At 72.3% G+C, this 21433-nt stretch carries 19 protein-coding genes; 4 read left to right on the top strand and 15 right to left on the bottom strand.

What is annotated here, in order from left to right; all coding sequences use genetic code 11:
- The first annotated feature begins 191 nt into the window (after positions 1 to 191).
- On the top strand, positions 192 to 1490 hold the full coding sequence (locus ACFVT5_RS09300) for a sulfite oxidase (protein ID WP_389883321.1): 1299 nt from the start codon (positions 192 to 194) through the stop codon (positions 1488 to 1490).
- A gap of 67 nt (positions 1491 to 1557) precedes the next feature.
- On the opposite strand, the gene ACFVT5_RS09295 is transcribed toward ACFVT5_RS09300, so the two are convergent.
- Complete coding sequence (locus ACFVT5_RS09295; RefSeq protein ID WP_389883319.1) at positions 1558 to 1923, bottom strand: hypothetical protein; 366 nt, start codon at positions 1921 to 1923, stop codon at positions 1558 to 1560.
- 144 nt (positions 1924 to 2067) lie between these two features.
- Here ACFVT5_RS09295 and ACFVT5_RS09290 point away from each other — a divergent pair, with 144 nt between their 5' ends.
- A complete protein-coding gene (locus tag ACFVT5_RS09290) occupies positions 2068 to 2676 on the top strand; it encodes a DUF3558 domain-containing protein (RefSeq protein ID WP_389883316.1) in 609 nt (202 codons plus the stop codon).
- Positions 2677 to 2680: 4 nt separating this feature from the next.
- Here the strand turns inward: ACFVT5_RS09290 and ACFVT5_RS09285 are convergent, their stop codons facing one another.
- A complete protein-coding gene (locus tag ACFVT5_RS09285) occupies positions 2681 to 3364 on the bottom strand; it encodes a TetR/AcrR family transcriptional regulator (protein WP_389883313.1) in 684 nt (227 codons plus the stop codon).
- A 127-nt stretch (positions 3365 to 3491) separates the two neighbouring features.
- Between ACFVT5_RS09285 and ACFVT5_RS09280 the strand changes: the two genes are divergently transcribed.
- On the top strand, positions 3492 to 4208 hold the full coding sequence (locus ACFVT5_RS09280) for an NAD(P)-dependent oxidoreductase (protein WP_389883311.1): 717 nt from the start codon (positions 3492 to 3494) through the stop codon (positions 4206 to 4208).
- Between the two features lie 37 nt (positions 4209 to 4245).
- Here the strand turns inward: ACFVT5_RS09280 and ACFVT5_RS09275 are convergent, their stop codons facing one another.
- On the bottom strand, positions 4246 to 5223 hold the full coding sequence (locus tag ACFVT5_RS09275) for an ion transporter (protein ID WP_389883308.1): 978 nt from the start codon (positions 5221 to 5223) through the stop codon (positions 4246 to 4248).
- A gap of 130 nt (positions 5224 to 5353) precedes the next feature.
- The gene (locus ACFVT5_RS09270) at positions 5354 to 6730 is read right to left on the bottom strand and encodes a tetratricopeptide repeat protein (protein WP_389883623.1); all 1377 of its coding nucleotides are present in this window, start codon (positions 6728 to 6730) and stop codon (positions 5354 to 5356) included.
- 355 nt (positions 6731 to 7085) lie between these two features.
- Here ACFVT5_RS09270 and ACFVT5_RS09265 point away from each other — a divergent pair, with 355 nt between their 5' ends.
- Entirely contained in the window at positions 7086 to 8432 is a 1347-nt protein-coding gene (locus tag ACFVT5_RS09265) for a M64 family metallopeptidase (protein ID WP_389883306.1), read from the top strand.
- 63 nt (positions 8433 to 8495) lie between these two features.
- On the opposite strand, the gene ACFVT5_RS09260 is transcribed toward ACFVT5_RS09265, so the two are convergent.
- The 11 genes from ACFVT5_RS09260 to ACFVT5_RS09210 all read right to left on the bottom strand — a co-directional run bounded on the left by ACFVT5_RS09260 (position 8496) and on the right by ACFVT5_RS09210 (position 21386).
- Positions 8496 to 10274 carry an ABC transporter ATP-binding protein gene (locus ACFVT5_RS09260; protein ID WP_389883303.1) on the bottom strand — a complete coding sequence of 593 codons (1779 nt, stop codon included), beginning with the start codon at positions 10272 to 10274 and terminating at the stop codon, positions 8496 to 8498.
- Positions 10271 to 11992 (bottom strand): ABC transporter ATP-binding protein/permease, encoded by a 1722-nt coding sequence (locus tag ACFVT5_RS09255; RefSeq protein ID WP_389883300.1) that lies wholly within the window; start codon positions 11990 to 11992, stop codon positions 10271 to 10273. The genes ACFVT5_RS09260 and ACFVT5_RS09255 overlap by 4 nt, the downstream gene beginning before the upstream one ends.
- Complete coding sequence (locus tag ACFVT5_RS09250) at positions 11989 to 13302, bottom strand: hypothetical protein (protein WP_389883297.1); 1314 nt, start codon at positions 13300 to 13302, stop codon at positions 11989 to 11991. Before ACFVT5_RS09250 ends, ACFVT5_RS09255 begins: the two co-directional genes overlap by 4 nt.
- A gap of 8 nt (positions 13303 to 13310) precedes the next feature.
- A complete protein-coding gene (locus ACFVT5_RS09245; RefSeq protein WP_389883294.1) occupies positions 13311 to 14687 on the bottom strand; it encodes a YcaO-like family protein in 1377 nt (458 codons plus the stop codon).
- Complete coding sequence (locus ACFVT5_RS09240; protein ID WP_389883291.1) at positions 14678 to 16318, bottom strand: CocE/NonD family hydrolase; 1641 nt, start codon at positions 16316 to 16318, stop codon at positions 14678 to 14680. Before ACFVT5_RS09240 ends, ACFVT5_RS09245 begins: the two co-directional genes overlap by 10 nt.
- Positions 16315 to 17304 carry a hypothetical protein gene (locus tag ACFVT5_RS09235; protein ID WP_389883288.1) on the bottom strand — a complete coding sequence of 330 codons (990 nt, stop codon included), beginning with the start codon at positions 17302 to 17304 and terminating at the stop codon, positions 16315 to 16317. Before ACFVT5_RS09235 ends, ACFVT5_RS09240 begins: the two co-directional genes overlap by 4 nt.
- 97 nt (positions 17305 to 17401) lie before the next feature.
- A complete protein-coding gene (gene amiA / locus ACFVT5_RS09230; RefSeq protein ID WP_389883285.1) occupies positions 17402 to 17539 on the bottom strand; it encodes a streptamidine family RiPP in 138 nt (45 codons plus the stop codon).
- Positions 17540 to 17603: 64 nt separating this feature from the next.
- The gene (locus tag ACFVT5_RS09225; protein ID WP_389883282.1) at positions 17604 to 18419 is read right to left on the bottom strand and encodes an ABC transporter ATP-binding protein; all 816 of its coding nucleotides are present in this window, start codon (positions 18417 to 18419) and stop codon (positions 17604 to 17606) included.
- The gene (locus tag ACFVT5_RS09220) at positions 18416 to 19423 is read right to left on the bottom strand and encodes a FecCD family ABC transporter permease (protein WP_389883280.1); all 1008 of its coding nucleotides are present in this window, start codon (positions 19421 to 19423) and stop codon (positions 18416 to 18418) included. The genes ACFVT5_RS09225 and ACFVT5_RS09220 overlap by 4 nt, the downstream gene beginning before the upstream one ends.
- On the bottom strand, positions 19420 to 20412 hold the full coding sequence (locus tag ACFVT5_RS09215; RefSeq protein WP_389883278.1) for a FecCD family ABC transporter permease: 993 nt from the start codon (positions 20410 to 20412) through the stop codon (positions 19420 to 19422). The genes ACFVT5_RS09220 and ACFVT5_RS09215 overlap by 4 nt, the downstream gene beginning before the upstream one ends.
- Entirely contained in the window at positions 20409 to 21386 is a 978-nt protein-coding gene (locus ACFVT5_RS09210) for an ABC transporter substrate-binding protein (protein WP_389883275.1), read from the bottom strand. The genes ACFVT5_RS09215 and ACFVT5_RS09210 overlap by 4 nt, the downstream gene beginning before the upstream one ends.
- Positions 21387 to 21433: the final 47 nt, after the last annotated feature.

The raw sequence follows: 21433 nt of genomic DNA, 5'->3' as shown, positions 1-21433 counted from the left end.
GTGTGCCGCCTGCTGCCGCACGGCTGTTGTTGTTGATCCCTGACTCCGGCCCCGGCCCGGTCCCTTCCGGCCGACCCGGCCGGTAGCGCGGTCGGTTCCGCTGTACCGCTCGGGTACGACCCTGCGCCCGACCTCGCCCTCTTCCTTCTCACTCCTCCGCACGCCTCGTCGTCTTCAAGGAGCAGATCCTGATGCGTATCAACGAGTCCGCGTACGACCGGCGTCGACTGCGGCAGTGGCTGGGCGGTGAGGCCCGAGCCGAGGGGGTGTCGCGCCGCGATCTGTTACGGCTGGCCGCCGCGGCCGGGGTACTCACGACGTTCACCGCCGCACAGCCGGCCGTCGCACAGCCCGCCCGAGCCGTCGCCGACACACCCGCACCCCCATCCCCCGCACCCGGCATCGTCAAACCGGTGCCTCCCGAGCTGTTCACGATCCGTGGCACCAATGCGGAGACCAACTGGCCCGCCCTGCACGGCACCGGCTACCACACGCCGATCGACCGGTTCTTCGTCCGCAACCACACGTCCACGCCGGTGCTGGACGCGGACGACTGGAGCCTGAAGGTGTGGGGCAGCGGGCTGCGCGGCGCGCCGGGTGTCGAGCGGGCCGTCGAGTTCGGCTACCGCGACCTGCGGCGAATGCCGTCCGTGACGGTCGACGCGTTCATCGAGTGCGCGGGCAACGGCCGCAGCTACTTCACCAGCCAGCAGGGCGATCCCGCCACCGGCACCGCGTGGACCCTCGGCGCGATCGGCAGCGCCCGCTGGCGCGGCGTCCCGCTGTCCCACGTTCTCCGGCTCGCCGGACTGACCCGGCACGCCGTCGACCTCCAACCGCGCGGCCTGGACGACACCTGGGTGTCCAACGGCACCGACCTCGGCCATGTGCGCCGCCCCCTGCCGCTCGCCAAAGCGCTCGATGACGTCGTCCTCGCGTACGAGATGAACGGCGAGCCGCTGCCCTACGACCACGGGCATCCCGTACGCGTACTCGTGCCGTCCTGGGTCGGCATCGCGAACATCAAGTGGGTCGGCGACGTCGAGGTCTCCGCGGAGCCGCTCTACTCACCGTGGAACACGGACTTCTACCGGCTGTTCGGGCCAGGTCATCCGGAGGGCGGCAGTGCCCCGCTCGCCGGGCAGACCGTCAAGAGTGCCTTCGAGGTGGCCGCCGGAGCCGATTTCGCGGTGGGTAGGCGGCACCGACTCACCGGCCGATCCTGGTCGGGCGGCGGTGGGATCCGCCGGGTCGAGGTGAGCACCGACGGCGGCACGACATGGCGCCATGCCGATCTCCATGACCGGCCCCGTGCCTCCGCCTGGTCCCGCTGGTCCACCGACTGGCACCCCACGACACCCGGCCCCACCACACTCCTGGCCCGCGCCACGGACACCGGCGGTCGGACCCAGCCGTCGCACACCGCGCCGAACGCACAGGGGTATCTCTTCGACGCGGTGGTGCGTCATCCGGTGACGGTGGTTGCGTAGTCGGGGTCGTCTCCGCCGGGGCCTGGTGAGGGTCCATCGAGCGAGAGGGGGACGACGGTTCGGTAGCTCAGATCGGGCCGTCCGTGGCGCCGTCCCCCCAGACCGCCAGCCACTCATGGCCGCCCCACGCCAGTGCGATCAGGGTGGCGACGGCTGTCCCCACCGCCGCGGCGACGCGCGTACCGGTGGCGGCCCTGCCGCGCAGTGCTGCCGAGGTCAGTGCCCAGACCACGAACGTGAGTGCCGGTATGCCGAGGAGCATGAGCGGCAGTCCCGCGTACAGCAGGCTCCAGTCGCGCTCCCCTTCGAAGGCGCCGTAGAGCCCGGGACGGGCCCCGTGGTACCAGACGGTCAGTCCGACACCGACGGCGACGACCCCCACCAGACAGCCGACGGCTCCGACTTTTCCGACGGCTCTTTCGCGCTCTCCCATGTTCCCTCTGGACGCACCGCGACCTGGGAAGGTTCCCCGTGGCGGGACTGCCGCCCCGACATACGTGCGAACCGACACCCGGTCGGGGTGTCCGCCGCCGCTCCCGGGACCCGTCCCCGTACGGAGTGACTATCGTGCGTGCCCATGTCCCCCCACCGTGGCGAACGTCGTTTCAGCGGCGCGCTCTTGGCGTCGATGCCGCACCTGTTCCTGCTGTCACTGCTGTTTCCGCTCTTCCTGGTACTCGGCTGTACGTCGTCCTCACCCTCGACGACCGCCGACAAACCCGCTGCACCTTCCGCCGAGCCCGCACAGGTAGCCGAGGCCCTGGAGACCTACGCCACCGCACCCTGCAATCTGCTCGGCAGCGACGAGATGGCCGCGTACGGCGTCACGGGCGAACCCCGCCAACTCACCTTTCACGAGGGGACATCGCCCGCCTGCTACTGGCAGGTCCCACCCGACCGAATCTTGGGCTGGTTCATCGATCTCCCTGCCAAGGTACGGTCGGAGACCGCCAAGAAGGCGGGGGCGCGGCAGATCAAGGTGGCCGGATACCCGGCGGTCCGGCACTCCGACAAGAAGTCCTGCACGCTCGATGTCACCCTGGATCGTGAGCATTCGTTCCGTTCGGCGCTGGTGCGGGTCGAGCCAGACGCTCCGGGAGACCCGTGCAAGGCCGCGACGTCCTTCGCCGAACTGATCGTCACCAGACTCCAGCAGCCCATCAAGTCGGCCGAGTCCACCGGATGACCCGTCAGGTGCCCGCGACCTCGTCCGGGCGTAGGGCGTCGAGGATGAGGGTGAGGCCGAAGGGGAATTCGTCGGCGTAGTCGTAGCCGGGCTTGAGGGCGTGTTCGGTGGCGAGTTCGGTGAGGTGGGGGTAGGCGCCGGCGGGCATCTCCCGCAGGATGGCCTCCGCGACCTCGTCCACCTCCGCCGGGCCGCTGAACGGCAGGCTCAGTTCCTGGATCACGAAGCCGTACAGGTAGCTGTCGATCAGTGAGAAGGCGTGTGCGGCCATCGCGACGGAGAACCCTCCGGCGCGCAGTACCCCGATGACGGCGTCGTGGTGGCGCAGGGTCGCGGGGCCGGGCCTGCTGCGGGAGTCCATCAGGCCCACGGCCCACGGATGGCGCCGGAGTACGGCACGGGCGGATTCCGTGCGGTGGCGTACGGCGCTCTTCCAGTCCGTGTCGCGCGGTGGCAGGTCGATCTCGCTGAACACCTCGTCCACCATGCCGTCGAGGATGTCCTCCTTGCCGGCGACATGGTGGTAGAGCGACATCGCCTCGACACCGAGCGGATCGGCGATGGCCCGCATGCTGAGCGCTGCCGAGCCCTTCTCGTCCGCCACGGACACCGCCATGCGGATCACGCGCTCGCGAGTGAGCGGCGTGCGCGCCGACGGCCGACGCCGGCCCTTGCCCTCCTCGGGCATCCGTCTCCCCTTTCCTCCTGTTGACTTTCGACCCCTGTTGACTGGCTTACAGCATAAGGCTAGCTTGCCTTACAGCATAAGTTTGCCTTACGGCATAAGGTCGACACTTCGGCGAAAGGGCTGCGCCATGGGCACGGGTCACATGAAGAAGGTCTGCATCATCGGAGCTTCGGGGAAGCTCGGGCAGTACATGGTGCGGCACGCGCTGGACCGTGGCTACGAGGTGGTCGGCGTGTGCCGGGAGCGCAGCGTGCCGAAACTGGCCGCGTTCGACGGCCGCATCACCGTCATCCCCGGACCCACGAACGACCCGGACGTGATCCGACGGGCGGTGGACGGGTGCGACGGGGTGCTCACGGTGCTGGTGCCCTGGGGGGTGCGGCAGTACGCGTCGGGCACGGCACAACCGGTGCTGGACCACGCACGGCCGGGCGCTCGCCTGATCTTCTCCTGCGGCTGGCACATCACGCGCGACGGCAAGGACCGGTACTCACGGCTGTTCACCACGGGCCTGCGGCTCGCCACCGTACTGGGCAAGCTCGTCCGCGCCGCCGAGATCGACGACCAAGTGGAGGCGTGCCGCCGGGTGTTCGCCAGTGACACCCGGTGGACCGTCGTGCGCGGCAGCAGCCTGGAGGAGGGCGAGAGTCAGGGCCTGCCGGTATGGAGCCGGCACGTGGGCGATCCGGTGCTGGCCAGCGACCTGACACGCCGAGTGGACTTCGCACTGTTCATGGTGGAGGCGCTCACCGACGACACGCTCGTCCAGGAGGCACCAGCGATCGTCGGCTGCCGCACCCCCAGCGCCCTCGCCCACACCGGCGGCACCCACGACCACGTCTAGGCACGTCGTCTGAACACGTCCGGGCGCGTCTCACGGATCAAGCCGGGCCCGCGTTCCCCTGACCCGCATGCCGCGGTGGTGGCGCCTGACTCACGTGTGCCAGGTGGTCGGTGCGAGTCGCGGGGGCCGGAGGCGATACGGACGCGTACGCGAGGGTGCTCTCCAGGTCGTCCAGGGCGCGGCGGGCCACGGCGATACGCTCCCGCAGCACCTGCGGGTCACCCGGCACGGATTCACCCCCGACCGGGCGGGCCGCCTCCTCGTCCCGCTCCATCTCCCGCGCTTCGTCAAGGGAGGTGATGACGACGCCGATGAGGACGTTGACCAGGACGAAGGAGGCGAGGAGGACGTAGGAGGCGTAGTAGACGATGCTCCAGCGGGAGATCTCCAGGCCGGCGCGGACCGCGTCGCCGAGACCGTCCAGGGTCATGAGCAGGAAGAGGGTCAGAACCGCGCGGCCGATGGAGCCGAAGTGCTCGGGGTCGTGGCCGGCGAAGAAGACCCAGCCGACCATGGCGTACAGATAGAGGAGCAGCGCGCCGACGAGCAGGAAGCTGACCGTGCCGGGCAGGCTGCGGCCCACCGCCACCATGACGACGCGGAGTTGGGGCAGAAACCGGGCGGCGCGCAGCACCCGGGCGAGACGCAGCAGCCGCAGGATCGTGCCGTTCTCGCGGATCACGGGCAGGAAGGCGGACAGGACGACCGCGAGGTCGAAGAGATTCCACGGGTCGCGGAAGAAGTCGCGCGGCCGGTCGGCGTGTGCGGCGGCCCGGACAAGCAACTCGACGGTGAACGCGGCCAGACAGGCGTGCTCGGCGAGCCGCAGCCACCGGTGCCAGTCCTCGACGAGGCCGGTGTAGGTCTCGACGCCGAGCAGCACCGCGTTGGCGATGATCAGAATGAACACGGCGACGGCGAACCAGCGCTTCTCCGTCAGGGCGTGGCAGCGCCGCGCAAGTGCCTGCCGGGCGGTCGGCGCCGGGGCTGTGTCCGGGGCCGTACGGTCCGTCATCCTGCTCCCTCGTAACTCCACACTCGACGGCGGCGTGACGCGCCACGAAGGCTTTTCGGTGCGGCGCACGACAAGGCTCAACAGGGTTGCCGGGCAGCCCTGTTGAGCCGTTGCGCCACGGAAAGGTCTTCTACAGAAGTGTAGATTCCGGCGAGGCTCCCCGGTGCCAGTGGGGCGGGCGGGCCGGTGCGGGGCCCAGGGTGGTGGTGCCCGGTGCCGCGCGGTGACCGAGGCCCGTGCGGTAGGCGTCGAGCGCGGCTTCCACCCGGCCCGTGCGGCGCAGCAGGTCGCCGAGCAGTCGGCAGATGTCGGCGAGGTCACCGGTGGCGCCCGCGGTCTCCAGCAGGGCGAGTGCGATGGTGTAGTGCTCCTCGGCCGTGTCGAGGTCGTCGCCGTGGTCCTGTTCGGCGATCATCCCGAGGAGCCGGTGGGCCCCGGCCGCGTGCACGGCACCCCGTTCCGAATGGAGCTGGTCCACCAACTCCCGTAGCAGTGCTTCGGCTTCGCCGGTCTTGCCTCTGCGGCGGAGCACATCGGCGAGTTCGACACCGACCTGGCTGGCGTAGAGTGCGGCGCGCTGCGAGACGAGTCCGGCGTGGGCGGTGCGCAGTTCGGACTCGGCGCGTTCGAGGTCGCCGTCCTGGGCGTGCACATAGCCGCGCATCCAGTGGCACTGGGCGAGTTCGGTACGGAGCTGGAGCTGCTGGTAGTACGCGGCGGCCTTGGCGAGCGACTCCTCCGCCTCGGCGACCTTGCCCTCGGCGATCAGGGTCCGTGCGACACCTCGGTGCATGCGGGCGATCAGCTCGGGGTCGGAGACCTGCGGGGCGAGCGCGAGGGCGAGTTCGGCGGCCTGCGCGGCGCGGGCGTGCGCTCCGAGGTCCATGTAGGGCGCGATGGCGGCGGTGTAGAGCAGCACGAGCGCTTCCGGGTCGTGCAGTCCGGAGGAGTTGAGTTCGTCGAGCGTCTTCTCCACCAGGTAGCAGGCGTACCGGAGTTCACCCGCGAGCAGATGGGTGACCGACCGGCCGCGGATGGCCGCCACGCGCTGCGGGAGGGGCGCTCCGGCCGCGACGAGGACGGATTCGGCCGCTTCGAAGTGCTCCCGGGCCCGGTCGAGGTCTCCGGTCTCCAGGGCGCAGTGGCCGAGGCCGACGAGCGCGGCGGCGTGCTCGCTGTGCAGGCCGTGGTGTTCGGCGTCGCGGAGGATGGCGGTGTAGCGCTCCGCCGCGTCGTCGGGGTCATGGGTGGTGAGTGTGCGCTGTGCCTCGGTGAGCCGTAGTCGCAGGTCGGTGGCGAGGTGGGCGGGCCGCCCTGTGACCAGTTCCTCGTAGCTGCTGCCCAGGCGCTCGGCGATGTGCCGCAGGGCCTTTTCCGACGGCTGTACCTTGCCGGCTTCGAGGGTGGAGATGTACGCGGCCGTGTAGGCGGGTTCGGCTAGCTGACGCTGCGTCAATTCCCGTTCCGTACGCAGCCGGTGGACGCGTCGGCCGATGGCCTCGCGGATGTCCGCGCTGTCTTCCTCCGGGCCCTGTTCCTCGGCCTGCCGTACGGCGCGCTCGTCGGTCACCGTCCCCACTCCCCTGCGCTCATCGCCCGGAGCCCGCCCCGCGCGGAGTACTCCCAGGAGCCTCTCCCGTGAACTCCCTTACCCGCAGGACGCGTTACGCGATGGTAACCACTCCGGCCCGGTCAAGTCCTTGCGCGGGCGGCTCGGCCGATCCTAACTTAAGCGCCAATCCAAGTGGGGTTAACGGGGGATTTAACAAGGCTGGACGGCTCCCCGCGAGCCCGCCACGCCATGCGAGCCCCCGGACATCCACGTCACCGGCCCCACCATCCCTCTCCCCAGGAGGAATTCCGTGCGAATACGTCCCCGCGCCGCGGGCATCGTCTGCGCCCTGCTGTGCGTCGGCGCCACCGCCCTCAGCACTCCGGCCGGCGCGGCGGGAGACGGAACCGGACCGGCATCCGACACCAGATCCCTGTCCGTCGAGTACTTCCCCGGCCCGCACTCCGAAGGCCGCTACACCGAGGTCCCCGCGACCGCGCCCGAACGGCTCAGGAAATCCGGCAGGTCCGCACCACAGAACCCCGAACTCGCCCCCGTGTCCGCACTCCAGGACTCCGGACCCACCGACGACCGTCTCGACCTGGTGGTGATGGGCGACGGCTACACCGCGGCCCAACAGGGCGACTTCCAGGCGGACGCCCAGGCCAAGATCGAGGCCGTCTTCCAGATCGAGCCCTACAAGAGCTACCGGGGGCTGTTCAACATCTGGACTGTGGACGTGGTCTCCCGCGAATCGGGCGTCTCCGGCGATCCCACGCGGAACACGGTGAAGGACACGGCCCTGTCCTCCTACTTCTGGTGCGCCGACACAGAGCGTCTGCTGTGTCTCGACACCGACAAGGTCAGCACCTATGCCGCCCAGGCACCGGCCGCGGACATCGTCTTCGTGCTGGCCAACAGTACGAAGTACGGGGGTGCCGGCTACAGCGACGTCCCCAACACCGTCGGGTACGACGGCATCGCCACCATGTCCGCCGACAACGCGCAGTCCACGCTGATCGGCGCCCATGAACTCGGCCACTCCATCGGGCATCTCGCCGACGAGTACACGTACGACTCCTACGGCCGCTACACCGGTCCCGAGTCCGATGAGTCCAACGCCTCGATCCACGACGCGGCCTACCAGCACGAGCACCAGGCGAAGTGGTGGCGCTGGATGGGTGAGCAGGACCCGGCGGGCGGCACCGTCGACACCTACGAAGGCAGCGGGTACTACCCGTTGGGTCTCTATCGGCCCACGGACACGTCGATCATGCGCACCCTCGCCAGCGACACGTTCAATCTGGTGGGCCGGGAAAGCATGATCGCCGGTTTCTACCGTTACGCCGGCGTCCTGAGCAGCGGGGTGTCCACCGACGCTCCTGTGCGCTGGTACACACCCCTCCGCGTCCGGCTCGCCTCCCTCGACGACCACGGCCTGGCAGAGGTGCGGCTGCGCTGGTACGTGGACGGGCGTGAGGTGCGATCGGCCCGAGGCCAGCGGTTGGTGACACCTCTTCAGCTCGGCGTCCTGGCGCTTCGAGGCCGTACTCACACGGTGAAGGCGGAGGCCGTCGATGTCACGCCCGCTCTGCGCGACCCGGCTGCGCGCAAGGCGGCGACCAGCTCACTGACCTGGACCGTCGGCACGCGGTGACATCGGGGGCCGGGCTCTGCCACGTCGGGTGGGTGCCGGCGAGTGCTCCGGCGGTCCGATCGCTCACTCCGCCGTCAGCACCCTTCTGAACGCCCCTTCCCGCGCGGCGAGTTCGGCCCAGGTGCCCTCCTCCGCGACCCGGCCCGACTCCAGGACCGCGATCCGGTCCGCCCGTCGGACGGTTGCCGCGCGGTGGGCGATCAGCACGGTCGTACAGTGCGGTAGCGCGGCGAGGATCTCCGCGTCACCGACGCCGTCCAGGTGTCCGGTCGTCTCGTCGAGGACCAGCACGCGTGGCTGAGTGAGCAGGGCCCTGGCCAGGGCGACGCGGGCGCGCTGGCCGCCGGAGAGGGTGGCGCCCCGCTCTCCGACCACCTGCGCGTATCCGTCGGGAAGTCCGTCCGCGATGCGGTCGACCCCGGTCGCCTTCGCGACGGCGCGCAGTGCGGTGTCCGTGGCGTCGGGGGCCGCCAGCCGGAGGTTGTCCGCGAGGGTGCCGTGGAACAGGGGCGCCTCCTGGCCGACCACGGCGACGGTTCGCCGCAGCACGGGTTCCGGGAGGTTGCGCAGGTCCACCATCTCGCCGTTCTCCGCGACGAGTTCGACGTGTCCCGAGCGTGGGTCCCAGAAGCGGGCGAGCAGATGGGCGCAGGTGGACTTGCCGGCGCCCGACGCGCCCACCAGGGCGACGGTCTCACCGGGGCGCACCCACAGGTCGAGCCCGTCGAGCACGGGCGCCCCGCCGTAGTCGAACCGCACGCCGCGCAGGCGTACCCCGAGCGGCCCCTCCGGTACGGGCCGGGGCGTCCTGGGATCGGGAGCACCGGCCGGGGCCCGTACCGCCGCGCCGACCCTGGCCGCCGCCGCGCGCAGGCCACCCGCCTGCCCCAGCGCGGCGGCCGATTCGGCGACCGGGGCGAGGGCGCCCAGGGCCAGGGCCATCGTGGCGGGGGCCCAGGCTCCGTGGACGGTGTGCGCGGCGACGGCCACGACGCCCACGACCGCCGCGACGACGAGGAGGTCACGGACGGCGGCGGCGTCGGCCTCCCAGGACTGTTCGGCGCGCTGGGCGTCGCCGAGCGCGCGGCCGTCCGCACGCAGACGCTCACGCCGCCTGTCCAGACCGCCGAACGCGAGCAGTTCGGGCAGCCCGTCGACGCTCTCGACCGCCTGCGCCGACAGATCCGCGGCGGCCTGACGGGTCCGGGCCCCGCGTGCCGCCCGCCCCCGCCCGTCCAGCAGCGGCGCGAGAACCAGGAGGGCCGCCACGGGCAGTACGGCGATGAGCAGCCACGGCTCGACCGCCGCGAGCACCACCGTGCCGCCGCCGAACACCACACCGGACGCGACGAGTTGGGCGACGGCGTGGGCGTAGAAGAACTCCAGCGCCTCCACATCGCCGAGGGCCGCCGAAGCGAGGTCGCCGCTGCGCCGTCCCGCGACCCGGGCGGGCGCCGAGCGTGCCAGGCCGTCGAAGACGCGGACGCGCAGCTCGGCGAGGACCCGGTAGGCGAGGTCGTGCGAGAGGTCCATCTCCCACCAGGTGGCGACCGCGCGCAGGAGTACGAGGGCGACAAGGACGGTGAGCGTGCCGGGGTCCGGGGGTGTGCGGTGGCGTACGGAGTCGCCGACGGCGTACGCGGCCAGGGTCACGAGGGCGACCAGGGCGGTGTGTCCGGCGAGTGCCGCGAGGAAGGTGCGCAGGGTCATGCCCTTGTGCGCGCCGAGAACCGGCAACAGGGCACGCAGAGCGCCCCGTTCGGGCGATCCGGTGGCCGTCGCCCTGGCGGACTTCGCCGCCTGCCGCGTCGTCCCGGGGGTCGTGTTCGAGGTGGTGTTCATGCCGCCTGTCCCGCCTTCACCAGTCGGGCGTACACGCCGCCGCCGGCCAGCAGCCCGGCGTGGTCCCCGACGGCCTCTACGCGTCCGCCGTCGAGGACGACGATCCGGTCCGCGTGCCGCACGGATGCCAGTCGGTGGGCGACGACCAGGCAGGTCCGGCCGTGGGCCGCCCGCAGCAACTCCCGTACGATCACGGCCTCCCGGCGCTCGTCGACCGCGTTGGTCGCCTCGTCGAGAATCAGCACCGGTGTGTCCGCGAGCAACGCCCTTGCCAGCGCGAGCCGTTGACGCTGCCCGCCGGAGAGCGTGGAGCCGCGCTCGCCGATCACGGTCGCGTAGCCGTCGTCCAGCCGCAGGATCTCGTCGTGAATTCCGGCGGCGCGGCTCGCCGCGCACAGCGCGTCATCGGTGGCGTCCGGGCGGGCGAGCCGCAGATTGTCGGCGACGGAGGCGTGGAAGAGGTACGTCTCCTGGGAGACCACGGCGATCCCCCTGCGGAGTGAGTCGAGGGTGTACGAGGTGGTCTCCTCGCCGTCCACGAGGACGCGTCCCCCATCCGGGTCCGCGTACCGCAGCAGCAGGCGGAGCAGCGTTGACTTGCCCGCGCCCGACGGTCCGACGACAGCCGTGGTCCGCCCGGCCGGGGCCGTGAAGGTGACCTTGTCGAGCGCGGCCCTTCCCGCACCCGGATAGCTGAAGTCGACGTCCTGGAACCGCACTTCGGGCGGGCTCGGCCAGTTCACGGCAAGGTCTCCGTCGTCGGGCACTCCGCCCTCGTCCGTCCGCAGTTCCGCGATGCCGTCGGCCGCCGAGACACCCAGATAGCCGGAATGCCACTCACGTGAGAGGTCACGTACGGGTCGGAAGCACTCGGACGCCAGCATGAGGACGAGGTACGTGCCGGTCGCGGTGGTGCTTCCCGACGCGGCGGACGCGCACGCGACGAGGACGGCCGCCACCGTGCCGCCCTGGACGGCGAGGTCGGTGATGCCGGTGTCCACGAGCGACACCCGCAGTTTCGCGACGGTCGCCCGGTGCAGTGCGCCCGACCGCTCCGCGAGGCGTGCCCTGGTCCGCCCGACGGCCCCGGCGGACCGTAGCGCGGGCATGCCCTGAAGGGCCTCCAAGTAGTCGGCGGACAGCGCCTCGTACGCGCCCCAGTGCTGCTGCCCGCGCCGTTCGAGGAGCCGGTCCCACCAGCGGGGTGCGCACAGGGCGAGGACGAGGGCGGGGACGAGGGCCGCGAGCGCCCAGGGCTCGATCCACCCGACGGCGACCAGCGGCACCACGGGCACGGAGCATGTGATGAGGAACTGGGGCAGATAGCGCGACACGTAAGCGTCCACACCTTCGACACCGTCCACCAGCGTGGCACGCACGGCTCCGGCCCGGGTGTCGGCCCGCCGGGCGGGTCCGCTCCGCCCGAGTCGGATCAGCAACTCGTCGCGCAGGGCGACCCGTACCGCCGATCCGGCCCCCACCGCGACCCGTCGCTGCCACCTCCCGAGCAGGGCGCGGACCAGGACGGCAGCGACGACGCCGGCGAGCACGGCGGGCAGTCCGGCGGTGTCGCCGGACGCGATCCGGGCGAGGGCGACGGCGAGGAGGACGGCCTGCGCGAGATGTGTCGCGGCGACGGCGGCGAGCAGCGCGGTGGCCCCGAGCAGGGGGCGGCGGGCGGTCCGGGCCGCGCGCAGCAGCTCGGGGTGGAGCATCATGAGGTCGGTTCTCCCTGTGTCGTCGGCATGCCGGGCGCGCGGGTCGTCGGCGTACCACGTGCGTTTGTCGTCGGCGTACCGAGTGGGTCTGCTGTCGGTGTGCCGAGTGCATCCGTTGTCGGTGTGCCGAGTGCCAGTCCGTGCACGATCCAGTCGCGGCCCGGGGGCCCGCCGAGCGCGGCTCCGAGGTCGGCGCCCTGCCAGGAACCGACGGGCCGGGACGCCAACCCCAGTGCGGACGCGGTGAGTTGGGCGTGCCCCACGCCGTATCCGGCGAGGAGGTGGTCGCGACCGATGCGGGCGGGTCCGGCATCGGAGGGGCAGCCGTACGCGATCAGTACGGCTCCGGCGCCCCCGATCCAGCCCTGGCGCGCCGCCCACTCGGCGAGGGTGGGCAGGACGTCGCCGGTGGCGAGCACGGTCGGCTTCCCGTCCTTCGCGCCCAGTAGCCCAGGCTCGGGCGCCCCCACAGCGAGACACCAGTGCGGGCCGTCGTCGGACATCGCGGACTCGGCGACGGCAAGCACCCGCGCCAGCGCCTCGGCGCCCGGTCGTCGGGAGCGCCCGAGCACGGAGGGTTCGGCGCTCCGTCGCCCGAGCAGCAGGGAATCGGGGACGGCTCCGGTACGCGGGGTGAACCAGCGGCGTTCGGTCGCCCCGGCGGCGGAGATCGCACCGAGCACCCGATACGCCTCGACCAGGTCGGGATGCGCGTCGGCGGGGATGGTCATGGCCGGTTCCGGCGTCTCGGATGTGCACCAGGGCTCCAACTCCCCATGGGAGGTGAGCCGTACGACGGCGAGCGGCAGGCCAGTGCCGGGTGGTGCGGGCACCGCGGTGGTCCGTAGGACGGCTGACGACAGACACACGGGGTGGCGCGCTGTCAGGGCGAGCGCGGCCACGGCGTGACCCACGTCCAGCAGCACGAGCGGCCATGCCCGGTGCCGGTAGTGGGACACGGTCCGCTCGGGCCGCGCCGCGAGCACCGCGAACACCCCCGGCGGCACCGGATCGGGTGCCGGTCCCACCCGGTGGAGGCGGTGACGCCCGGGGTCGTACGCGTACCGGCCCGGCCGCACTCCCCCGTCCGCCCCCACCAGGAGCCAGGTGTCGACCGGATGCAGCGCGCCCGCCGACGGCACGGGCCGCAGCCGCCGTCCGGCGAGGGACAGCCTCAGCGTCCGGTCCAGGGCGGCGGGGACGGCCACCGGCTCACCGGACGGTCGGGCCGGTTCCGTGGGCGGGAGGTCGGGGCCGGGGGCCTCCGCCGAGCGGGCCCGTGCCAGTGCCTCGTGTACGTAGGTCGACATGGCCCGCCTCACATGTGCGGTGCGGGCGTGAGGGTGAAGTCGCCGGGACCGTCGGGCGCCGATGACCGCCACCCTCGTCCGACGGCGATCTGTCCGAAGCGCCCGCAGCCGAAGTAGCCGAAGGCGGCGGGGGCGTTGGGGACGAGACCCGACACGAGGACCCGCGCCACGCGCAGCGAGGTCTCGGCGATGTCCTCGGTCGTCAGGTCCAGCGTGATCACCCGGTGCCCGCCGGCGGCGAGCCGCGCGTCGAGTTCCCCGCGGTTCGTGGGAGCGATGGCGTCGACGGGTACGACGCCCAGTTCGGGGTGCGTGAAGCGGCGGGCCAGCGGTGCCGTCCGGGGGTCGAGCCAGACCTGCACATGGGCGCCGAGGTCCCGTACCGCGCCGAACTCGGGCCCGCAGCTGTCGAGATACCGCCGATCGGCACGGTGGTCGAGGTAGAGGCCGCGCGCCAGCATGCCGGCCTCGACGGCGCGGAACACCCAGCCGTCGGCGTCGACCGCGCCCTGGGTGAAGACCCAGGTGTGCACGGCTTCGAGTACGGCCTTGCGGGCGGCGTCGGCCGGGTCGTAGCGGCAGGCGAATCCGGCGGCGTGGATGCCGCGTTCGGGGTCGTACGCGAGCGCGGCCACGCAGGGTGCCAGTTCGGACGGCATCTCGACCAGGCTGATTTCCAGGCCGCACCCTTCCAGATCCCGGGTCAGGCCCGGCACGCTCGCGAGGTCGATGCCGCGTGTCGGTCCGTCGAGATGCCACCACACCTCCAGGGCGTCCCGCTCGACCACTTCGAGCAGTCCGCGCTCCACCGCGTCGTCGAAGCCCTGACCGGTGGCTATGCCCGCGTAGTTGAGGTGGTGGGTGCGGGGCAGGGACGTGAACTCGCCCTGACGCCAGTTGAGATGAGTGAGGGCGACGGGCGCCCAGCAGTCGTCGCCGTTCTCCTGGGCGCGGGCCCACAGGGCGGGGGTGTCGAGTGCGAGAGGCCGATAGGCGAAACCGGGGCGGGCGTACTGCCAGTCGGCGTAGGTCGGGAGGTCGCCCGGTCCGTACACCGTTCGTCCCTCCGCGAGGAGTTGGGCCGCTGTCGCCCGGCGGGGCGCGTCGGGGTGGCCGGGCGGGGGCAGCCGGTTTCCGCAGTACCGTTCGGCGGCCTCGGCGATGGCGGCGATCCTGGCGCCTTCGGGGTCGCCGAAGGTGGTCCCGAGGGACACCCGGTCGGCGGGCCAGGCACCGAAGCGGCGCGTGTCGGACACCTCGGCGGTCATGGCGGTGTAGCGGGGCGGCGCGCCGGAGGGGTGGGGTACGGGGGCGACGGAGCGGATCAGCCCGCAGACCGGGTCCACGAGCAGGTCGGCGGAGAGCGGCGTCGAGGTCACGTGCACAGCTCCTGGGCGAGGTCGGTTACGGGGTCGGTGCGCCGCCCGAGTCCGGCGGGCAGGAGCAGCGCGGTGCCCGTGGTCCGCGGGGTCCGGCGGGACGGGCTCAGCCGGGTGGCGGTCACGGGGTTCTCGCCGGTGTGGGGGTTGCGGGCGTGCGCGGGGAAGTGGTGTCCCGCGATCTCGACCCGCAGTCGGGTACCCGCGTCGAGCCGGCGGGCGAGGAAGCCGAGCGGGACGGTGAAGCGGACGTGGGTGCCCGCCGGGTCGGCACGGCGTACGGCTCCGACGGCGAGCGGTGCGGCACGGCCGTGCGGGTCGAGGGCGACGAGCCGTACGAACCAGTCGGCGACCGGGGTGTCGGCGGCGGCACACAGCCGGGCCTCGGCGGCTCCGAGGAGGTCCACCGGCCGAGGCAGCGGTGGTGTGACGAGCAGGGCGCGGTCGGCGGCGTGGTGGGGGTCGATGTCCAAGTGGTCGGAGCGTACGGGGTGTTCGGGATCGGCGAGAAAGGCCCGACCCTGGAGGAGGCGGAGGCCATGCGGGGGTACGAAGTGCCGGAGGCAGGCTGTGGTGGGTCCGCCTCCCAGTGGGTACCAGCGGTCACTGTCACCGAGGGCGACGACTCCCCGCGTGCCTTCGGATTGGGTCCCGTCGAGCGCGGCGCGGGCCCAACTCGCGTACAGCGCACCGAGGTTGACCCGGTGTCCCGCCCTGGCCTCGGGCGCCGGGTCGGTGGTCAGCCCATGCCCCCAGGGTCCGACGAGCAGCCGCGACGGGCCGCCCCAGTGCCGCCAGAGGTTCATCGTGTCCGTGACGAAGGGATCGCGGGCACCGCCGACCGCGAGCAGCGGCACGTGGGCTGTCGCACCGCGCAGGATGACCCGGTCGCGACGGCAGTCGTCCCAGACACCGGGCCACGAGGACATCGGCCGCCCCAGCCGGTCGGGGAGCCCTGTCACCGGCAGGTGTTCCAACAGTCCGGGGTCGCCGGCGAGGGCCTTGTCGAGCGCCGTCGCGTCGGAGTCAGGCCGGTCCCCGCGGGCCGCCCACCAGCCGGCGCGCGCGTAGAGGCGCTCCACACCGGAGGGTTCGCGGGCGACTTCGGCGGGTCCGAGTGCGGGGACGGCGGCGATGACGGCGTCCGGTGCGGTGTCGGGTGGGGAGGCGGATGGGTAGGCGGATGGGGTGTTGGGCGCCGGGCCGGATGCGGTGCTGGACGCACGGTCGGGCGGGGCGCCGGGTTTGGTGTGGGGCGGGGTGCCGGGTGCGGGTGTGGCGTCGTCGCCCACGGCCGTGACGAGCGCGCAATACGCGGCGTACGAGGATCCGGCAGCGACCACGCGCCCGTCGCACCAGTCCTGTGCTCGGACCCACCGCAGCGTCGCGGCACCGTCGGCCGCCTCGCCCCGGTACGGATGCCAGGTCCCGTCCGATCCGTGCCGTCCGCGTACGTCCTGGACGACGGCGGCGAATCCGTGGGCCACCCACGCGCGGGCTTCGGCGCGATGGCTCGCGCGGTCGTAAGGGGTGCGGATGATGACGGCAGGGGCGGGTGCTCCGCCCGCCGGGAGGTGGACGTCGGTGGCGAGTCGGGCACCCGGGACGGGCAGCAGGTGGACCAGGTCGGCACTCATCGCGGAACGCTGCTTTCGGGAACGCTCTCGGCGGCGTCGGACAGGGCGAGCACGCTGGCCTTCGCGGTGGCCTTCGCCGTGCCTTTCGTCGTGGCTTCGGCCGTCGCCTTCAAGGTGTCCGACCCCGGTCCGTGCGCCCCGAGCGGACCCACCCGCGGCACCGGCAGCACCACGTGTTCCGTCACGGTCAGCGCGCGCAGGTCGATCCGCCGCAGCCGTCGCCGGGTACGCCGCTCGCCCGCCGCCCAGGCGACGAGGTCCCCGAGGAGCAGCGCCGCCGTGAGCACGCCGGACGCGGTGGTGTGTGCGGGCCCTGTGTCCTCGGTGCACGATCCCGCCCAGTAGGCGGCGAGTTCCCGGTACGCGGCGGTCGCAGCGAGCCGGCGCAGCCGGACATCTTCGGAGGTGACGTCCCCCTCGGCCACCGCCGGCGGCTCCACCCACGCGTAGCAGCCCTCTCGGTGACAACGCAGCCAGGCGACTCCGTCACGCGGCAGCCGGTCGGCCTCGTCCCAACTCCCAGGCGGTACAGGCGAGTCCAGGCACCACACGACAGCGGTCGGCACCTCCGCGGCCCTTGCGTCAGCCACGGACTCCGCGATCCGGTCCGGTTCGATGAGCCGTACGTCGGCACCCTCGCCGCCCGCGCCGCGTGCCAACGGGTCGACCAGGACGGGGTCCCCCACCAGCAGCACTCGCCGACCGGCGAGCGCGGCGGTCGATATCGCGCCCGCAGGCGGGCCGACGTCGGCGGGCACCAGATAGCCGGCCGCCTCGAACGCCCGCTCCAGCCGCGCCAGTTCAGGTTCCGACACCGGCTGTCCCGTATCAGCGCCGGAGCGTCGGTCCAGGTGGCGGAGCAGCGCGGCCTCGCTCACGTCGCCGGTGTCGACGCGGAGGAACTCCCCGTCGGGAGTACGGACGGCCAGTCCCCTGCCGGGGACGGTGACCAGGGCGACACCGGGGGCGAGTCGCGTGGCGCTCACGAGTGCTCCTCACATAGGGGCGTACGAGGTAGGGGCGGGGGGTGCGGGTCGGGCCCGCCCGGGGAAGGCGATCCGGGCGGGCCCGACGGCGCGTGTCCTACTTGTCGCTGTCCGCGTCGACGTCGGCGGCGATCTCGTCGAAGGGGTTCTCGACGAGCGCGTTGGAGTGGGTGGCGGACAGGTGGGCGAGCTGGCTCTGCTCGGCGATCGGGGTGAACACCTTGTTCTGGTCCATGAGTTGAACTCCCATCGTTGAGGGGAAGCCCTTCCGGCGGTTGTCCGGCGGGCACAGGTAGACACTAATGAATATGATTTTCATTCCGCAAGGGCTGGTGGTCACCAACAGGGTGATCCGGGTAACACACCGGCCATCCGCCCTCCGGGTCCCGGCCGATCCGTCCGACGACACCGAACACCTCGGACAGCAGCTCGGGCGTGACGATGTCCTTCGGCGCCCCGTCGGCGGCCACGGCTCCCGAGCGCAGCGCCACGATCCGGTCCGCGAACCGGGCCGCGTGGCCGAGGTCGTGAAGGACCATCACGACCGTCAGGCCACGCTGTTCCCGCAGCCGGGTGACCGTGCGCATCACCTCCAGTTGGTGCCGGAGGTCGAGGTAGGTGGTGGGCTCGTCGAGGAGCAGCACCCGGGTGTCCTGGGCGAGCGCCATCGCCAGCCGTACGCGCTGCCGTTCGCCGCCGGAGAGCGAGTCGACGGGCCGGTCCGCCCAGGCGGTGACTCCGACGTCGGCCATGGCCCGGGTGCACGCGGCGTCGTCGCCGCCGCGCAGCATCCCGAGGGGGCCACGGGCCGCGTACCGTCCCTGGCGCACCAATTGACGTACCGTCATGCCCGGTACGGCGGGTGCGGACTGGTGGAGCAGGGCGACGCGGCGGGCCGCCGCTCTGCGGGCGAGTCCGGCGAGGTCGTCGCCGTCCAGGAGTACCTTTCCCGCCTCCGGGCGCAGCAGTCCGGCGCAGAGGCGTAGCAGGGTGCTCTTGCCGCACCCGTTCATGCCGACCAGAGCGACGAGTTCGCCCGCGGACACGGTCAGGTCGATGCCGCCGACGACACTGCGTTCCGGGTAGCCGAAGCGCAGTCCTTCGAGACGGATCATGTCTCCTCCTTCACCGAGCGGCGCGCCACGATCAGCAGCAGCGCCGCTCCCACCCAGGCCGTCACCGCGCCGGTCGGCACGCTCAGCCGGTCGGCTTCCAGCAGGTCGGCCGCGGCGCGTGAGAGCCACTGGGCCACGGCGTCCGCGCCGCAGACCACCGAGGCGCCGAGCAGCGCCGCGCCCGGCAGGGCCACGCGCAGATCGGCGCCGAGGACGGCGAACGCCAGATGGGGCACCAGGAGCCCCACGAATCCGAGCGCGCCCACGGCCGACACCGCGCCCGCCGTCAGGGCGACCGCGCAGACCAGCGCGGCCGACCGCGCCCTGCCGGTGTGCAGGCCGGCCGCCGCGGCCTGTTCGTCGCCGCAGCGCAGCAGGGTCAGCGGCCCCGAGAGCGACCAGGCGGCCAGGAACCAGAGGGCCGCCCAGGGCCACAGCAGGGCCCAGTGCTCCCAGACCCGGCCTTCCGTGGAGCCGACCAACCACTGCACCACGCTGCCCAGTTCACCGGGTGCGACGAGCAGCACCATGGCCGTGAGCCCCGACAGGACCGCCGAGACGAGTACCCCGTGCACCGCCATCCGCGTGGGGTCGCCCCTCTCGCGTCCGGTGAGCAGCCACAGCAGGCTCGCGCCCGCGAATCCGCCGAGTACGGCGGCGGCGACCACAGCGGCCGGGGACTCCCAGCCCGCGAGGCCGAGTCCGGTGGCGGCGACCGCTCCGAGTACGGCACCCGGTGTGACGCCCGTGACCTCGGGTCCGGCCAGCGGATTGCGCAGCGCCGACTGGAGTACGACACCGGCGACTCCGAGACAGGCACCCGCGCCGAGTGCCACCAGGGTCCGGGGCAACCGGAGTTGGAGCACGACATGGCGGGCGAGGGAGTCGCCGCCGCCCCCCAATACCTCGCCGACGCCGAGCGGCCCGACCGCGCGTCCGGCGACGAGATCGGCGCAGCCCACGAGGACGACGAGCACCCCGAGCAGACACAACCGCCGCCTCATCTGGCCGCACCTCCCGCGTACTCCTTCGCCTCGGCCGGTCCCGCCGGGCGACGGTTACCCGCCGTCTTCAGCAGGACGACGCCCGCCGGTACGCCGAGGAGCGCGGTCCACGCGCCGACCGGTGTCTCGATCGGCAGCAGCGCGAGGCGGGCGGGCAGATCGGCGCAGGCCACGACCAGGGCGCCCCAGACAGCCGCCCAGGGCAGCCATCGCACGGCGTCCCCGCCCGGCCGCAGCCGGCGAGCGAGTTGAGGCGCGAGGAAGCCGACCCACGCGACCGGCCCGCACACGGCGACGACCGGCGCGATCAGCAGGACGGCGATGGCCAGCGCGGCGAGGCGGGCGTGCCGGACCCGTACGCCGAGGGCCCGCGCGTCGTCGTCGCCGAGCCTCAGCACGGACAGGACCGGGGCGCAGAGGACGAGCGCGGGTACGGCCATGGCGAGCCAGGGCCACAGTCCGGTCACGTCGTCCCAGGTCCGGGCGGAGAGACTGCCCAGCAGATAGCGGTAGATGAGCTGGAGGTCGAGTTGGTCGGCCAGCACCATCAGAACGAGGAGCGTGGCTTGCAGCGCCGCCGCCACGGCCGCACCGGTGAGCAGGACGGCGGAGGGACTGCGCCCGAACCCCGCCGCGAGCAGGGTCAGTAATCCGCCGATGGCCGCGCCACCGATGGCCAGCAGCGGCTGCGCCGGGAGCGGCACCGGGACGGCGAGGACGAGCGGGGCGGCGACCCCGAGGGCGGCTCCCGACGAGACGCCCAGCATCTCGGGCACGGCGAGCGGATTACGCAGGGCCTCCTGTAGTACCAGACCGGCCGCCCCCAGACAGGCACCGGCGATCAGCGCGAGGACGAGCCGGGGCAACCGCAGTTCGGTCACCACGAACTCGCCCGGCAGGTCCGGGAGCGGGACATACGGGGTGCCGAAGCCGAGGCCGACGACGGTCAGCGTCAGGAGCCCGCAGACCAGGGCCAGTTGACGTCTCACTTCAGTTGGGCCGTGGCCTCGTCGAGGACGATGCCGAGGGAGCGCGTACCGCGTCCCTTCGCCCAGACCTCGGCGTCGACCTCGTGCACGGCGCCGTTCCGCACGGCCGGGATCCGGGACCAGAGCGGGTTCTTGGCGAGTCTGTCCGAGAGCTTCCCGTCGGACGGCCCGCCGAAGGAGAGCGTCTCCACGAACAGGACGTCCACGTCCTGGGCCAGGACCTCCTCCATGCTGTACGTGCCTTCGACACCCCGGCTCTTCCACGGGTAGTCGGCGATCTTCGGGAACAGTCCGGCCGCGACGTCGTTGCCGGGGGTCGCGACACCGAAGTTCTCGTCACTGCCGAAGATGATCAGCGCGGTCCTGTCGCTCTTCGTGCCCTCCGCGCGGGCGAGCTTCTCCCGGAAGGTCCGCTCGGCCTTCTCCCCCTGGTCCGTGCGTCCGGTGAGCGCGGCCAGGTCGCGGAGGTAGCCGACACTGTCCTGCCAGCGGCCCGGTTGTACGGGCCAGAAGACGGTGGCTCCCTTGAGCGCGGGGGCGAGTTTGCCGTGGGTGTCCTTGAGCCCGATCACCAGATCCGGCCGGTACGACAGGATCGCCTCGGCCTCGGGGCTGAGGAATCCGCCGGGGACCACGGGGATCTTCGCGGCCTTCTCCTTGCCCAGGAAGCGTGGGTGCGCGAGGAGTTGGGAGTTGGTGGCCACCGGGGTCATGCCGAGTTCGGCGAGCATGTCGTCGCAGAGCGCGACAAGGCAGACGACGCGGCGAGGTGCCCGCTCGGTCGTGACGGTGACGCCCTGCGCATCGGTGATCTTCCGCGCCTGCGCGATGGGCTCGACCCGTATGTCGGTCTTCTCCTTCGCCGCCTTGTCCTGCCCCTCGCTCCCGGATGTGGTTCCGCACCCGGCCAGCAGGCTTCCCAGGACCGCGGCGGCGGCCCAGCGCCGGACCGTCATCAGCGTTCTGCGCGCCATGGATTCTCGCTCCTCGTCTCGACGACAACGAGCCTCATGATAATCAT

It is taken from the genome of Streptomyces sp. NPDC058001 (genome assembly GCF_042886315.1).
Classification (GTDB): Bacteria; Actinomycetota; Actinomycetes; order Streptomycetales; family Streptomycetaceae; genus Streptomyces.
Note: the sequence above shows the minus strand (reverse complement) of the source record. Positions and strands in the feature narration are given on the sequence as shown.

Bases quoted from the DNA above. Each gene is read 5' to 3' on its own strand.
- ACFVT5_RS09300 (WP_389883321.1), top strand. From the start codon at position 192: ATGCGTATCAACGAGTCCGCGTACGACCGGCGTCGACTGCGGCAGTGG.
- ACFVT5_RS09295 (WP_389883319.1), bottom strand. From the start codon at position 1,923: ATGGGAGAGCGCGAAAGAGCCGTCGGAAAAGTCGGAGCCGTCGGCTGT.
- ACFVT5_RS09290 (WP_389883316.1), top strand. From the start codon at position 2,068: ATGTCCCCCCACCGTGGCGAACGTCGTTTCAGCGGCGCGCTCTTGGCG.
- ACFVT5_RS09285 (WP_389883313.1), bottom strand. From the start codon at position 3,364: ATGCCCGAGGAGGGCAAGGGCCGGCGTCGGCCGTCGGCGCGCACGCCG.
- ACFVT5_RS09280 (WP_389883311.1), top strand. From the start codon at position 3,492: ATGGGCACGGGTCACATGAAGAAGGTCTGCATCATCGGAGCTTCGGGG.
- ACFVT5_RS09275 (WP_389883308.1), bottom strand. From the start codon at position 5,223: ATGACGGACCGTACGGCCCCGGACACAGCCCCGGCGCCGACCGCCCGG.
- ACFVT5_RS09260 (WP_389883303.1), bottom strand. From the start codon at position 10,274: ATGAACACCACCTCGAACACGACCCCCGGGACGACGCGGCAGGCGGCG.
- ACFVT5_RS09255 (WP_389883300.1), bottom strand. From the start codon at position 11,992: ATGATGCTCCACCCCGAGCTGCTGCGCGCGGCCCGGACCGCCCGCCGC.
- ACFVT5_RS09250 (WP_389883297.1), bottom strand. From the start codon at position 13,302: ATGTCGACCTACGTACACGAGGCACTGGCACGGGCCCGCTCGGCGGAG.
- ACFVT5_RS09240 (WP_389883291.1), bottom strand. From the start codon at position 16,318: ATGAGTGCCGACCTGGTCCACCTGCTGCCCGTCCCGGGTGCCCGACTC.
- amiA (WP_389883285.1), bottom strand. From the start codon at position 17,539: ATGGACCAGAACAAGGTGTTCACCCCGATCGCCGAGCAGAGCCAGCTC.
- ACFVT5_RS09225 (WP_389883282.1), bottom strand. From the start codon at position 18,419: ATGATCCGTCTCGAAGGACTGCGCTTCGGCTACCCGGAACGCAGTGTC.
- ACFVT5_RS09220 (WP_389883280.1), bottom strand. From the start codon at position 19,423: ATGAGGCGGCGGTTGTGTCTGCTCGGGGTGCTCGTCGTCCTCGTGGGC.
- ACFVT5_RS09210 (WP_389883275.1), bottom strand. From the start codon at position 21,386: ATGGCGCGCAGAACGCTGATGACGGTCCGGCGCTGGGCCGCCGCCGCG.